Below are 12,793 nucleotides of genomic sequence, written 5' to 3'. Positions count from 1 at the left end.
ATGACCGACCCCAAGCCGTCCGTGCTGTTCGTCTGCATCCACAACGCCGGCCGCTCCCAGATGGCAGCCGGCTACCTCCGCCACCTCGCCGGCGACCGGATCGAGGTCCGCTCCGCCGGCTCCATGCCCGCCGACCAGATCAACCCCATCGCCGTCGAAGCCATGCGCGAAGAGGGCATCGACATCGCCGCGGAGCAGCCCAAGGTGCTCACGCCTGAGGCCGTCCAGGCCTCGGATGTGGTGATCACGATGGGGTGCGGCGACGCCTGCCCCTACTACCCGGGCAAGCGCTACGAGGACTGGAAGCTCGACGACCCCGCCGGGCAAGGCATCGATGCTGTGCGGCCGATCCGCGACGACATCCGTGCCCGTATTGAGGGGCTGATCGCCTCTCTCGCCAGCTAGGAATCGCCCGCTCCCGTTGGCGGGCAGCAGCGTGCAAGGAAGTCGCCCAGCACCTCCAGCTGGTCACTGATCCGGCTCGGGTCCGCCCGATACCGCACCTGCTTGCCCGCCCGCGTTGAGGTCACCAGACCCCCCTGTCTCAGGATCGTCAACTGCTCCGAGGCGGTGGACTGCCCGATCCCACACCTCTCAGCGATCTCACCGACCGTCAGTGCCGCGCCGGTGGCGAACTCCTGCATGATCTGCTGTCGCGTCTCGCTGGCCAGCGCCTTCAGGAACGCCTGCGTCTCCGCCAGGAACAACGAACCACTCATGACTTCATTCTAGTCTCGTATCGTCACTTCGGGAAATGACGATACGATGCGATCGTGGACATGACGACGACAGACACCTTGGTGATCGGCGCCGGGCAGGCCGGCCTAGCCGCCGCTCACCACCTCGGCAGAGCGGGAACTGCGTCGGTGATCCTCGACGCCTCCGCCTCGCCTGCCGGATCATGGCCTCGGTACTACGACTCGCTGGGGTCAAGCCCGGTGGTCGGTTCGTCGACGAAGAGGATCTGCGGGTCCACGATCAGCGCGACGGAAAGGTCGAGCCGCCTGCGCATGCCACCCGAGTACGCGCTGACTCGTTTCGATCCAGTCTCGGCCAGTCCGAACTGCTCCAGCAACTCGTGGGCTCGGCGGCGAGCCGCCCGGATCGGAAGCCTGCTGAGCCGACCGAACATCATCAGGTTCTGCAGGCCGGACATCTCCTCATCGACGGCGGCGTACTGGCCAACAAGCCCGATTCGCCGGCGCCGGACCTGGTGCGCAGCATCTACCTGCTATGGGGACACCACCCCAGCCCAGGAAGGTCTGGTCTCTCGGTCTCGGCGATCGTCAAGGCGGGCATCGAGATCGCCGATGCCGATGGCCTCGACGCAACCTCGATGCGCAAGGTCGCCGAACGGCTCGGCGTAGGCACGATGTCCCTCTACACGCATGTGCCCGGCAAGGACGACCTCACCGCACTGATGGTCGATGCGGTCTACGCGGAGCTGTACAACAACGATGTCGAGGCCGCGGCTCGCGTAGGTGACTGGCGAGATGCAGTGAGATTCATTGCCGAGCGGAACTGGGACCTCTACGCCCGGCACCCGTGGCTGCTCGATCTACGTTCATCCCGACTAACGGTCGGGCCGAACATCAGCCGCAAGTACGAGACTGAGTTGCGCCCCCTTGATGGCATCGGGCTGTCCGATGTCGAGATGGACGCGGCCCTCACGCTGATCCTGAGCCTCGTCGACGCGACAGCCCGCGCAAGACGAAGCTCCGCCAGCACACGCGATGACTCCGGCATGTCCGATGCCGAGTGGTGGGGAATCGTCGCTCCCGTCCTAGAACAGGTGATGACAGACGACAGCCTCACCGTGTCCGCGCGGGTCGGCAGCGCTGTCGGCGCGGCGTTCGACGCCGCACAGAACCCCGCGCACGCCCTGGCATTCGGCCTCGATACCATCCTCGACGGCATTCAAGCCCGCATCCAAGGGCGCCTGTCGTAACGGTGGACGCTCGCGGCCGACCCCGTGACGGCGTTTGCGTCGACGTCCTTGGCCGGGCGTTCACTTGAGCAGGCGTCGGCGATAGCCTTCGGCCACCGCTGAGGCTCGATCCCGGACGCCCAGCTTGTCGTAGATGTGCTGCAGGTGGGTCTTGATGCTCGCCTCGCCGATGAACAAGGCCGCCGCGGCCTCCCGGTTCGAGTTGCCGTTCGCCACCAGCTCCAGCACCTGCTTCTCGCGATCGGTCAGCACGCCGGCGCTCGGTCTGCGGACATGGCCCATGAGGTGCTGTGTCACCGACGGTGCAAGCACTGCTTCCCCGCGCGCCGCCGCCCGGACGGCTCGCATCAACTCATCGGGAACAGCGTCCTTCAGGAGGTAGCCGATCGCACCCGCCTCGATCGCCGGCAAGACGTCACCTTCGCTGTCGAAGGTGGTGAGGATCAGCACCCGAATATCCGGGACTCGCTCGCGCAGGGTCGCGGTAGCGGTCACACCGTCGGTCCCGGGCATCCGGAGATCCATGAGCACGACATCCGCCGCCAGCGCCACCGCGCGTTTGATGCCCTCGGCGCCGTCACCGGCTTCGCCCACCACGACGATGTCCTCTGCGTTCGCAAACGTGTCCCGGAGTCCGCCTCTGACGATCGGATGGTCATCGACGATCAGCAAGCGAATCATCGGTCGCCCTCCTCCTCGCTCGCATGCCCCGGAAGAACGATTGCCGGTACCCGCGCACTCACGGATGTCCCCTCGCCCGGCACGCTCTCCACCTCGAGGTAGCCACCCACACCTCTGATGCGCTGACGCATGCTCGTCAGGCCGAAGCCTGGGTTCTCGGTTTGCGCGAATCCGCGTCCATCGTCCCGCACATCGAGCAACACCTCGGGGCCCGCATACGACAGTGTCAGGCCGACCCGCGAGGCCTCCGCATGTTTCGCCACGTTGGTCAGCGCTTCCTGGGCGACACGGAAGAGCGACACCTCGATCGCCGGACTGATAGGCAGCTGGATGCCCGTGACCTCCACCTGCACCGGGACGCCCTCGTCCTGCGACCATCGCTCGGCCAGCGTTCGGAGAGCATCGGGAAGCTGCGCTCTGCCGAGTTCCTCGGGAGCGAGCGCCCGTACAGACCGCCGAGCCTCGGCCAGGCTGCTGCGCGCGAGCCGAAGCGCCACCGCCACATGGCTCTCCGCCTCGCCCTGAACGTTCGCGGAACGCTCCGCGGCTTGAAGTTGCGTGATGATGCCGGCTAGGCCCTGGGCCAGGGTGTCGTGGATCTCGCCGGCCAGTCGCTGTCGCTCGTCCTGGATGCCCGATTCCCGGGCCTGGGCGACCAGCTGCGCATGCAGGCCGGCATTCTCATGCAGTGTCGTTTCGAGTTGCTCCACGAGTTTCTCTCGTTTGCGTTCTTCGGTCTCGGTTCGTGCTGAGAAGGGGATTCCCACGCCGATTGCCGCCGTCTGGACGAGGACGATCAGGATGAACATCACTAGCGTCTGCGGGGTCAGCTCGCTGCGCAGCAGCATCGAGCCATTGAGGACGACGGAGGTGGCCAGGACGCCGAGTACCCCTACCGGCCAGGGAGTGAGCAGGTAGGCGTAGAAGAATCCCGAAATGGTGAAGATGACGAAGACCTCGGAGTAGGTCATGAAGATGAGGCACAGCGCCAAGAACCCGACGAAATAGATGACGGCGGGCACAGGTCGGAGCGTCTTTCTCCTGATGGGCAGCGTGTGACCGAACAGCACCCACGTTGCCGTGACCGCAACGAGTCCGAGGACAGATGCCCCGTCGGGCCAGTAACCCTCTCCGGAGGCCGGTAACGCCCACGAGAAGTAGATCGTCGTGGAGAGCGCCAGCAGAACCCAGGGGGTGCCCAACTGGAGATAATCCCAGATCCGCAGGTCTTGTTCTTTCCGAGCCAGGCGGGCGCGATTCGTCCGCTCCCCATCCGCGGCGACTGCGGGCGCTCCGAGGTTCGGGCGGTCACTGATCCGGGGATCCGGCATCTGCCACCTCCTGCTCCGCTCGGATGCGCTTGCCGTGTTCGTGCGTGCGCTCGTGCTCGGTGCGTTCCCTGCCATTGCCGCAATTGGCTGCCATCTCAACCGTATGCGGAGCTCAGCATCAGCGACACGATCATGGCGATGAGCACCGAGTTGAACACGAACGCGAGGGCACTGTGACCCATCACGGCTCGCCGCCCCGCCACGCTGGTCACCGACACGTCGTTCGTACCGAAGGCGGTCTGCACGGCCAGGGCCAGGTATAGGTAGTCGACGAACTCGCGCAGCTGACCGCCTGGAAAGGAGAACACCCGTGCGCGGATGTCCAGCCGGGCGTAGTGGACGCCATAGGAGACCAGCACGTTCACCCAGGAACCGATGACCATCGCCAGCGCGACGAACAGCACCGACTGGGAACCGCGCAGCGCCGGGGTCACGAGAATGCCACCGACCACCAGCAACGCCAGGATCGACACGTGCACCGACCACGACGGCACCTGATAGCTGTCGTGGGTGCCGCGGCGCCAGTACCGCCGACCCTGTTCGATGCTGCCGGAGAGCCTCCCGGCGAAGGCCTGGACGATGGCGCCCGGGCCAGTCTCGGCGGATACCGACTCGCTCTGCTGCTGCTCCGCTCGCGGCGACTCGGCGTCGGTTGCGGCGCCGGTATCCGCCTTGAGCACCGCGAGTAGTTGATCCGAGGTGAGACCGCGATAGGCGAGGAACGTCGCGCCCGCCTCGACGACCGCGAACACAGTCCACACGATGACGGCGCCGACTGCCGCCACATGCTCGGCCGGTGCGCCCTCGTGCCGGAGCCACAGATAGCTGATCGGCACGGCGACCAGGATGGTTACTGCCGCGCACACGGCCGAACGCTTCTTCTCATCGAGAATGGCCGACCGGAATCTCGCTGCCATCCTGCCTCCTCCCTACTCCCAGCGGAACAGCTTCGCAGCCACCGCGGCCGTGATCACCGCAATGCCGGCCATGACGGAGAGCTGCACCCAGAACGACATTCCGGCGCCGGTGATCTCACCTGCTGCCGGGGACCAGGACGAGATCAACGCTTGCAGGCCCGGCGGCACGAAATCACCGATCGTCTGGAGCACCTCGGGCATGATCGCTCGCGGCAGAAAGGCCCCGCCGAAGAACATCAGAACGACAAACAGAAGCGTGCCGATCGATGTTGCCGCGCTGCTGGAGCGCACCACCGCTGCGGTGATCATGCTGATTCCCAGCACGGCGGCGTAGCCGATGACGAAGGCGACGGCGAATTTCAGAGGTTGCTCGGGCGGCGCGATGCCGAGCACCGCCCACGCGGCAAAGATCATCAGTGCCGCAGAGACGAGCACGGAAGAGAAGGCGACGATCATCTGTGCGATCAGCACGTTGCGCGGATGTACCGGAGTCGTCGACAGCCTGCGCAGAATGCCGCGTTCCCGGTAGGTCGCGATCACCGTGGGCACATGCTGCACGGCGATCATCACGATCCCGAACACCAGCGCTGTCGGCGCCCAGACGTCAATGGGACGCAGCCCGCCCAGATCCGCCGAGGGCGTCCTGAGATCGGGAATGGAACCCAGCCCGAGAAGGAGCGCCGTGGGGAACAGCACCCCGAAGAGCACTGTGGCACGGTCTCGAAGGAAGAGCTTCGTCTCCACCTTGATCATGTTCGTGAGGGCACTCATATGGATCAGGCCTCCTCTTGGCGGGGTGCCGATGATTCCGGCGGGCGGCCCGTGAAGGCCACGAAGGCGTCGTCGAGGCTGCGCTGATCGATCCGGAGATCTTCGGCGACGATCTCCGCCCGGGCAAGAGCCCCGGCGACGCTGCCCAACAGCTGCCCGCTGCCGGTAACCAGATAGCGGCCCTCGGTGATCTCTACATCGCTCACTTCGGGCAGTTCGGTCAACAGGCGTTTGTCCAGCGGCCTGCTGAGACGGAATCTGACCTGCTGCATAACGCTGGCCGCGGCGATCAGGCCAGCCGGGGTATCCAACGCAGCGACCCTGCCGCCGTCAATGACGGCGATCCGATCGCAGAGACGTTCTGCCTCGTCCATGAGGTGGGTGACGAGCAGGATCGTCACGCCGGAGTCACGGACCCGTTCGATGAGGCTCCAGGTGTCACGCCGAGACTGCGGGTCCAGTCCCGTTGTGAGCTCATCGAGAATGGCAATTCTTGGGCCGCCGACCAACGCCAGCGCGATCGAGAGCCGCTGCTTCTGCCCGCCGGAAAGGGCCTTGTATCTCGCCTTGCGTTTGTCACCCAGGCCCAGGAGTTCCATCAGATCCTGCCAGTCGACCGGGTTCCGGTAGAAGGAGCTGTAGAGCTCGAGCGCCTCGGATACCGTGATCGCATCCGGGAAGCTGCTTTCCTGCAATTGCACTCCGAGGCACTCGCGCACCTCCGCCCGGTCCTTGACCGGGTCGAGCCCGAGCACGGAGATCGTTCCCGAGTCGGGCACTCGTAGGCCGGCGATGCTTTCCACCGTTGTCGTCTTGCCTGCGCCGTTCGGCCCGATGATGCCGAAGATCTCCCCTGCTTCAACGGTGAAGGAGACATCCTCGACAGCAACGCGCCGGCCATAGCGCTTGTGCAGATTCTGTACCTCCATTGCAGTCATAAGACGAGGCTACGGACGCGCGGTGCCCCACCACATCGCCCATCGCGTCCGGCTCGGGTTGATTCCCGCATCCACCGATCGGTGGATATCGAGCAACTGCCGCGGAGACACTGTGACGGTGTTGACTGGTCATCTGAGCACGGTCCGGTGGACGCGCGGCGCATCAAGGGAGCAGCGAGATGAGACCACTTCGATACTCGATCAACGTCACACTCGACGGCTGTTGTCATCACGAGGCCGGGCTTCCCCCGGACGAGGAGTCGATGCGCTACTGGACCGCTGAGATGCAGCGGGTCGATGCCCTGCTCTTCGGTCGGGTGACCTACGAGATGATGGAGTCAGCCTGGCGGAGGCCGGCCACGGGCACGTGGCCTGACTGGATGAATGAGTGGGAAATCCCATTCGCCGAGGCCATCGATCAGGCGAAGAAGTACGTCGTATCGAGCACACTGAGCGGGGTCGACTGGAATGCCGAACTGGTGCGGAGCGACTTGGGACCAGCGGTACAGCGGCTCAAGCAGCAGCCAGGCGAGGGCCTGTGGGTGGGAGGCGTGACCCTGCCCCGGGCGCTGGCAGATCTGGGACTCATCGACGAGTACGAGTTCGTTGTGCAGCCGGTTCTTGCCGGATACGGGCCAGCGTTGCTTGCCGGTCTGCGCGAGCGCATCCAACTCGAGCTCGTCGATCGTCACGAGTTCCGGTCGGGAGCGGTCGCCCTACGATACCGGCCCACGCGATAGCGCAGATGAAGCGCCCCGGTTGCCCCGAATCACCACGACGTCAATGCGCTCGTCGACCAGGCCTGCGGCAAGCACCCGACCACCGACGTCGCCAGACCCGCCCGGTCAGTCCGGTTCCTGGGCGAGCCCGATAAGGATGCCTTCGGGCCCGCGCAGGTAGCCGAGCTGGTATGCCTGCTCGTACTGCACGATCTCACCGACGAATTCAGCGCCGTACTTCGCGAGCCGGACGAGTGTCTCGTCGATGTCGTCGACAGTGAACATGGCGCGGAGGTAGCCCAGCGCATTCACCGGAGCGTGCCGGTGATCGGCGACCAAGAGCACACCGCGTGCCGATCTTGATCAGCGAAATGCCATCCGCACGAGGTCTGCAACCTTCGCGGCGGTGACGTCATCAATCTCATCAAGGAACCAGGCACATGGCCGCAAAGTGCTGTCGGGTTCGCGCTCAGCCGTCGCCTTCTCGGACAATCCGAGCGACATCACCCCGTCGTCCACGCGGAAGAACACCAGCACCGGAGCACTACGCCCAACGGCATAGCCCGGCATGCCGTACCAGATTCGTGGCTTGAGCTTCGGCCCCGCGCCCATGATCGTCTCGTGCAGCCGCGCACCGATCGTCGCATACGGTTCCGGCCATTCGGCAATCTTGTCCACAACGGTTTGCAGGTCTTTGACCGTCTTGTCCGTCTTCATCGTCGACATGAGAAACAACCCTTCTCTCGCGCCGCATTCGCGGCTTGGTGAACACAACCCACCCCCGAACAGGAGCCGGTTGCGCAATCTCCACCGCGGACATGTCCTGGCAGACGCCAGTCCTCTCCGCGAATGTGTCAGACGAGCACTTCGTCATCGACTGCGCGAGAGCACAACAAGTGCTAACAACCAGAATATCAGGCACGAGATCCGATCCAATGCTCTGAGCAGTCCCGATAGCGGCTGCCACAAGCCAAGCTCCCACTACCCCGCTCACCGCCGCAACGCCTTCCTGCGCCGAGAGGCACCGGATCTCGCGCCCCGCGACACAGACAGCCCTAGCATGGACGTATGGCCCACGTTGCCAGGATGATCCAGGTATGGAGGCTTGACGAGCGGCGCTTGGGAAGAGGGCAATCGTGAAGATGGTTGTGGTTTATGAGTCGTTGTGGGGCAATACCGCCGCCGTGGCCGATGCGATTGCCGAGGGTCTAGGGCCTGAGGCGAAGGTGCTGTCCACCGCGCAGGCCACGGCCGAGGAGCTTGCCGGTGCTGATCTGGTGGTCGCCGGCGGTCCCGTGTTCGGGTTTCAGCTGTCCTCGGAGCGAACGCGGCAGAGCATCCAGGACAGCCCGGAGTCCGGGGCGCCCGCTCCCGATTTGTCCGCTCCGCCGCTTCGTGCCTGGCTGGAGACATTGCCGCCCGGCACGGGTCAATGTGCGGCATTCGATACCCGCGTTCGTGGTCCGTTCGGCAAAGGTGCCCCGACCGTGGCTGAGGGACTGCGGGCAAAGGGGTACCAGTTGATTGCCCGGCCCGAGGGCTTCGTCGTGACCGGGAAATACGGCCCGCTGCGCAAGGGCGAGCTTGAGCGCGCCACGCAGTGGGGAAGACAGCTGCGACAGAGCATGTCGCCCTCACAGTGACACTGGCGGCACTCGCCCGACCCGAGGTGTGGCGACGTGCTGCGCCTACTCGCCGGCAAGTACTTGAAGTCCGGCGGGTTCCGGTCGAAAAGCGCACGGCGAACGCCGTCGAAGTCGTGGCCAGCCAAGGCACGTTCGCTGATTGGGGGCCCAGCGGCCGCACGCATCCCAACCCTACGTCAGCATCGATGCGACGTGGGTGCTTAATAAGGTAGCTATCGCCCTCAGAGCCGTTCGACAATCATCTTCAGGGTGTCAAGATCCTGTTCGACCATCGCCGCATCGCGATCGAACTCCTCATCGGTGAGCCCGAGCTGGCGAATGGTGAAGATGATCTCCGCACCGTCAGGATGCGCAACGACCCTGACCGGATTGTTCACAACCTCCCCGGAGGGCAGCCGCACATCATGATCGATGACCCCAAAATCGTTGCGGGGTGTGAAGACGACGGTGACCTGCCCCATCGGAGACTCTACGAGCAGGCTGTCGCCGTCCCGGATCACCTCGCTTTGCGTCAGCCCTGCAGCCCATTTCGCGAGATTGTCGGGGTCGGACGCGTACGCATAGACCGCTTCGGGGGATGCTGCGATCACCCGGCTGATATGCCTGCTCTCCATAACCCGAGTCTGTCACTCACTACCTCGTCGGCCTACGGACACTCACGCCTGCCGAGCGCGTTCGATGAGGTCGCCGCGGTCGATGCCTGCGATCGCCAGCATGCGCGGCACCGTCCCGAGGTTCGCCTGCAGGATCCCGATCAGCAGTTCGGTTTCGGACGGTCGGTGTCGCCCGTCCGAAATCACCGGCTTCTTGCCGCGAAGGATCGCCTCCTTCACGGAGGGACCCCATCCAGGACGCACCTGGCGCGGCGTCGCAGCCAGACGACTCTCATCCACCGGCCCGATCCCGGCCGCAGCCAGGCTCTCGGCCCGCTCCTGATCCAGCGCAGCCTCGATCGCATCATGGGTCAGACCTGCATCGGCAAGCACCTTTGCCGCGATCAATCCCTCATCGGTGGCCAGAGCCAGCAGCAGATGCTCCGCTTCTACCGTGGTCGATCTACGGGCACTCGCTTCGTCGATCGCGCGCGACAGCACCGCCTGCAATGACCTGTTCATCTTCTCGTCAACCATTTCGCCTCCTCAACTCGACACCCGCAGCGATGAGCCGATGCAGGTGTTTCTTGTGCACGGCCTGGCGTGTGACGCCCAGACCCTCCGCGACCTGTGACCATGACCAGCCCTGCCGCATGGCTTTCTCCACCGCGGCGTCCTCCAGCCGATCGGCCAGTTCACGCAACGCGACGACAGCAGCCAACTCATCTGCGGGGCCACCCGTAGGTGGGATCATTTTCTGTGCCATATAGGCAACTTACATTGCTTATATGCAATAGTCAACACGAGTTGCCTATCTGGTCGCCCGATCGCTCCCCTAGCCGAACCGGAGCTTTTCCGCTCGTGCCTCAGGCGTCCGCGGCCTCGCGGTACAAGAGCTCGGCCAGATCGTCCGGCCGGGAGAACATCGGCCAGTGTCCGGTGGGCAGATCGATGAACGTGAGGTCGGTGAGATCGTTCACGGCCGCGAACGTCGGCTCCCCCGCGGCGGCAAGTTCGCGCACCTGCTCGCTGCGGATCGAGCAGCAGACCAGGGTCGCCGGGATCGCGTTGCGCCGTGAATCATGCAACTCCACCGGCTCCCGGCAGGCCCCAGCAGGATGCGGAACCGCAAGCGCCTCGAATCGAGCCTTGTCCTGATCACTGATCCCCTCCACGCTCGCCCCGGTTGCGGGCAGCGCGTCGACCCCCGGGAAGGGCAACTCCGTGGCCTCGGCAGGAAGATCGGGCACCGGGATCGTCCCATCGGTGCAAGGGCCCGAGTCGACGTAGACGATCTTCGCGAGGAGCTCGGGTACGCGGTCCGAGACAGCGGTTGCGACTGCACCTGAGCCGCTGTGAGCGGCGAGTACCGCAGGCTCACCAAATGCCTCAAGGTTCGCGACCACGAAATCCACGTGATCGGCAAAGTGCACCTGGTCGCGCCGAGCCTGGGACGATTCGAGGCCGGGCAGGGTGACCGCTTGCGCGCGTACCCCTCGGCCGGTCAGGGACTCAACGATCGGCCCCCAGATCCATGCACCGAGCCAGTATCCGGGCAGAAGAAGAAGGGGACGCATCGCGGGCGCGGTCCCACCATTGGTTGACGTCGTCATGTTGCCAGTCTGCAAGACGGCAGCGGCATCACGGTCGCCAATGATTTGTCACCCCGGGGTTGACGACTTGACCCCGGCGTGTAATGCTTGATCCATGAAGAGTAACCCCAGGGGTGACAAACCCGATGCAGGCACGACCCTCTCCGAGGAGGCGGCGTGGACACGAGTCCTCGCACACCGCCGGAAAGACAGCCCAGCAACGGTCAATGCTGTCATCGAGCGCTTCCGGGCGGCCGGTGTCACACCCCTGGAGGTCGAATCTCATCTCGAAGATGCCGGCGACCGTCTTTATCAGGCCGCAGCATCGGGAGAGGAGGCCTGGGCGGTCGCCTTCGGCGGAGAACGAGCCGTTGCTCTGCTCGCTGCCGAGGTCAGCGCCTTGATGTCTCATCTCGTCGCCCGCGCCGCGAGCGTCCGGTCGGTCTGTGTCGATGCGCTCCTCGACGAGTTCAGCGCGGTGACCGTGGCGGGCGCACTCGGTGTGGCACGGCAGAAGGTCTACGAACTCGCCAGACCGAACATCGATCCCGAATACCTGACGACAACTCCTTGGAGGTCCAGATGAACGACATGCATGAGGCAGTGACCCTGCCCGATCCTGCCGTGAAACGGCTCCTGCATCCGACGGTGCTACCCGAAGCCCGATCGTTGTACGTGCGCGGATGGTGGTTCGGACGACTGTGCTCGCCTCCGATCGTCGTGGCCATCGGGGCGATCGTATGGCTGATCAGCGGCAACCTGTTCGCCTCGCTCGTGGCGCCGCTGAGTACGTTCGCCATCGCGCTCGTCGCAAGCCGTTGGCTCGACGCCCGGGCTTGGGATTTCATCCCGCGGAAGCGGCAAGATCCCCGGGGCGCGCGCTCCTGGCAGCTCCTCGCAGCCGTGCTGGACGCTCAGGCGCTGCTGATCACCGCCATCGCATTCGTCCTCGCCATGAGCGACAGACCACTGTCCGACGGTGTCATCGTTTTTGCGATCGGCGCCGGCGGCGGTGTGGCTGTGGTGCAGATCATCGAACTGGCCCTGGCGGTCGCTCGCAACCGAGACTCGGCCCAGATCGGTGCGCGCATCATCATGATCGTTGCCGTCGTCGCGTCGTCGGTGACCGTCGCCGCCCTCGCCATGGGCGGCCGCTGGACCCCGGAATCCCTCATCACCGTGATCCTCGGCGCAGCAACAGTCCTGTTGGCGCAGTCGCTGTGGTGGGTCTTCACCGCCGTGCAGCGCCGTCACCGCCGCACCCCTGTGGTGGTCTCATAAAGACATGAACAGACTCGACAATGTCCTCTACAAAGTCTCCGATCTGCAAGCCGCGAAGGCACTGCACTCGTCCATCCTCGACGCCGAGCCGCACACCGACAAGCCCTTCTACGTCGGGTTCCAGATCTCCGGCATCGAAATCGGCCTCACGCCGACCCAACCTGGAGAAACTCCGGGCGTGGTCGCCCACATCAGAGTCCCCGAACTGGAAGCGTCGATCCAACGTGCCCTCGACCTCGGTGCCACACTCGCCAGCGAGCCGCGCGAGGTCGGGGGTGGCCATCGGGTCGCCGCCGTCCGCACGCCCGACGGCACGATCCTCGGGCTCATCGACGGCCCGGAAAGGGTCGTGTGATCAGATTCCCGGTGCCTGAAG

The 12,793-nt window shown here is 65.0% G+C and carries 20 protein-coding genes and 1 pseudogene; 8 read left to right on the top strand and 13 right to left on the bottom strand.

Annotated elements, in window-relative coordinates; all coding sequences use genetic code 11:
- Complete coding sequence (locus tag QUE25_RS12755; RefSeq protein ID WP_286265590.1) at window positions 1-405, top strand: arsenate reductase ArsC; 405 nt, start codon at window positions 1-3, stop codon at window positions 403-405.
- Here QUE25_RS12755 and QUE25_RS12750 read toward each other — a convergent pair.
- Window positions 402-719 carry an ArsR/SmtB family transcription factor gene (locus QUE25_RS12750; protein WP_286265588.1) on the bottom strand — a complete coding sequence of 106 codons (318 nt, stop codon included), beginning with the start codon at window positions 717-719 and terminating at the stop codon, window positions 402-404. The two genes, QUE25_RS12755 and QUE25_RS12750, sit on opposite strands and share 4 nt — an antisense overlap.
- Before the next feature lie 60 nt (window positions 720-779).
- Between QUE25_RS12750 and QUE25_RS14930 the strand changes: the two are divergent.
- Window positions 780-902 (top strand): annotated as a pseudogene (locus tag QUE25_RS14930) (FAD-dependent monooxygenase); the annotation flags it as partial.
- An 11-nt stretch (window positions 903-913) separates the two neighbouring features.
- On the opposite strand, the gene QUE25_RS12745 reads toward QUE25_RS14930, so the two are convergent.
- Window positions 914-1,156, bottom strand: coding sequence for an ATP-binding cassette domain-containing protein (locus QUE25_RS12745; RefSeq protein ID WP_286265587.1), 243 nt, complete (start codon window positions 1,154-1,156; stop codon window positions 914-916).
- Window positions 1,157-1,213: 57 nt separating this feature from the next.
- Between QUE25_RS12745 and QUE25_RS12740 the strand changes: the two genes are divergently transcribed.
- On the top strand, window positions 1,214-1,948 hold the full coding sequence (locus QUE25_RS12740; protein WP_286265585.1) for a TetR/AcrR family transcriptional regulator: 735 nt from the start codon (window positions 1,214-1,216) through the stop codon (window positions 1,946-1,948).
- Between the two features lie 60 nt (window positions 1,949-2,008).
- Here QUE25_RS12740 and QUE25_RS12735 read toward each other — a convergent pair whose 3' ends face one another.
- The 5 genes from QUE25_RS12735 to QUE25_RS12715 form a co-directional block, all read right to left on the bottom strand.
- Window positions 2,009-2,629 carry a response regulator gene (locus tag QUE25_RS12735; RefSeq protein ID WP_286265583.1) on the bottom strand — a complete coding sequence of 207 codons (621 nt, stop codon included), beginning with the start codon at window positions 2,627-2,629 and terminating at the stop codon, window positions 2,009-2,011.
- On the bottom strand, window positions 2,626-3,960 hold the full coding sequence (locus QUE25_RS12730) for a sensor histidine kinase (RefSeq protein WP_286265579.1): 1,335 nt from the start codon (window positions 3,958-3,960) through the stop codon (window positions 2,626-2,628). Before QUE25_RS12730 ends, QUE25_RS12735 begins: the two co-directional genes overlap by 4 nt.
- 95 nt (window positions 3,961-4,055) lie before the next feature.
- Window positions 4,056-4,877 carry a DUF1345 domain-containing protein gene (locus tag QUE25_RS12725; protein WP_286265578.1) on the bottom strand — a complete coding sequence of 274 codons (822 nt, stop codon included), beginning with the start codon at window positions 4,875-4,877 and terminating at the stop codon, window positions 4,056-4,058.
- A 12-nt stretch (window positions 4,878-4,889) separates the two neighbouring features.
- A complete protein-coding gene (locus QUE25_RS12720) occupies window positions 4,890-5,630 on the bottom strand; it encodes an ABC transporter permease (protein ID WP_286265576.1) in 741 nt (246 codons plus the stop codon).
- Window positions 5,631-5,653: 23 nt separating this feature from the next.
- Window positions 5,654-6,586: an ABC transporter ATP-binding protein gene (locus tag QUE25_RS12715; protein ID WP_286265574.1), complete on the bottom strand. Its 933-nt coding sequence runs from the start codon at window positions 6,584-6,586 to the stop codon at window positions 5,654-5,656.
- Between the two features lie 179 nt (window positions 6,587-6,765).
- Here QUE25_RS12715 and QUE25_RS12710 point away from each other — a divergent pair, with 179 nt between their 5' ends.
- Window positions 6,766-7,326, top strand: a complete 561-nt coding sequence (locus QUE25_RS12710; protein WP_286265573.1) for a dihydrofolate reductase family protein — start codon at window positions 6,766-6,768, stop codon at window positions 7,324-7,326.
- Window positions 7,327-7,431: 105 nt separating this feature from the next.
- Here QUE25_RS12710 and QUE25_RS12705 read toward each other — a convergent pair whose 3' ends face one another.
- Window positions 7,432-7,650: a VOC family protein gene (locus QUE25_RS12705; RefSeq protein ID WP_286265571.1), complete on the bottom strand. Its 219-nt coding sequence runs from the start codon at window positions 7,648-7,650 to the stop codon at window positions 7,432-7,434.
- A gap of 18 nt (window positions 7,651-7,668) precedes the next feature.
- Window positions 7,669-8,031 carry a hypothetical protein gene (locus QUE25_RS12700; protein ID WP_286265569.1) on the bottom strand — a complete coding sequence of 121 codons (363 nt, stop codon included), beginning with the start codon at window positions 8,029-8,031 and terminating at the stop codon, window positions 7,669-7,671.
- 410 nt (window positions 8,032-8,441) lie between these two features.
- On the opposite strand from QUE25_RS12700, the gene QUE25_RS12695 reads away from it, so the two are divergent.
- Window positions 8,442-8,948, top strand: coding sequence for a flavodoxin family protein (locus QUE25_RS12695; protein ID WP_425332719.1), 507 nt, complete (start codon window positions 8,442-8,444; stop codon window positions 8,946-8,948).
- A gap of 224 nt (window positions 8,949-9,172) precedes the next feature.
- Here the strand turns inward: QUE25_RS12695 and QUE25_RS12690 are convergent, their stop codons facing one another.
- From QUE25_RS12690 to QUE25_RS12675, 4 genes are all read right to left on the bottom strand, one after another.
- Entirely contained in the window at window positions 9,173-9,565 is a 393-nt protein-coding gene (locus tag QUE25_RS12690) for an SRPBCC family protein (RefSeq protein WP_286265567.1), read from the bottom strand.
- A gap of 42 nt (window positions 9,566-9,607) precedes the next feature.
- The gene (locus QUE25_RS12685) at window positions 9,608-10,066 is read right to left on the bottom strand and encodes a Clp protease N-terminal domain-containing protein (RefSeq protein WP_483413704.1); all 459 of its coding nucleotides are present in this window, start codon (window positions 10,064-10,066) and stop codon (window positions 9,608-9,610) included.
- A gap of 7 nt (window positions 10,067-10,073) precedes the next feature.
- Entirely contained in the window at window positions 10,074-10,298 is a 225-nt protein-coding gene (locus QUE25_RS12680; RefSeq protein ID WP_286265565.1) for a hypothetical protein, read from the bottom strand.
- Between the two features lie 112 nt (window positions 10,299-10,410).
- Complete coding sequence (locus QUE25_RS12675) at window positions 10,411-11,157, bottom strand: alpha/beta fold hydrolase (protein ID WP_286265563.1); 747 nt, start codon at window positions 11,155-11,157, stop codon at window positions 10,411-10,413.
- Between the two features lie 94 nt (window positions 11,158-11,251).
- Here QUE25_RS12675 and QUE25_RS12670 point away from each other — a divergent pair, with 94 nt between their 5' ends.
- Genes QUE25_RS12670 through QUE25_RS12660 form a run of 3 tightly spaced genes read left to right on the top strand, consistent with a single transcriptional unit; the run spans window position 11,252 to window position 12,772 of the window.
- Window positions 11,252-11,722: a hypothetical protein gene (locus QUE25_RS12670; protein WP_286265561.1), complete on the top strand. Its 471-nt coding sequence runs from the start codon at window positions 11,252-11,254 to the stop codon at window positions 11,720-11,722.
- The gene (locus QUE25_RS12665; RefSeq protein ID WP_286265559.1) at window positions 11,719-12,417 is read left to right on the top strand and encodes a hypothetical protein; all 699 of its coding nucleotides are present in this window, start codon (window positions 11,719-11,721) and stop codon (window positions 12,415-12,417) included. The genes QUE25_RS12670 and QUE25_RS12665 overlap by 4 nt, the downstream gene beginning before the upstream one ends.
- Window positions 12,418-12,421: 4 nt before the next feature.
- The gene (locus QUE25_RS12660) at window positions 12,422-12,772 is read left to right on the top strand and encodes a VOC family protein (RefSeq protein ID WP_286265557.1); all 351 of its coding nucleotides are present in this window, start codon (window positions 12,422-12,424) and stop codon (window positions 12,770-12,772) included.
- The last annotated feature ends 21 nt before the right edge of the window (window positions 12,773-12,793 follow it).

The organism is Brooklawnia propionicigenes, from assembly GCF_030297015.1.
GTDB lineage: Bacteria > Actinomycetota > Actinomycetes > Propionibacteriales > Propionibacteriaceae > Brooklawnia > Brooklawnia propionicigenes.
This window is presented reverse-complemented; position numbering and strand designations above follow the sequence as displayed.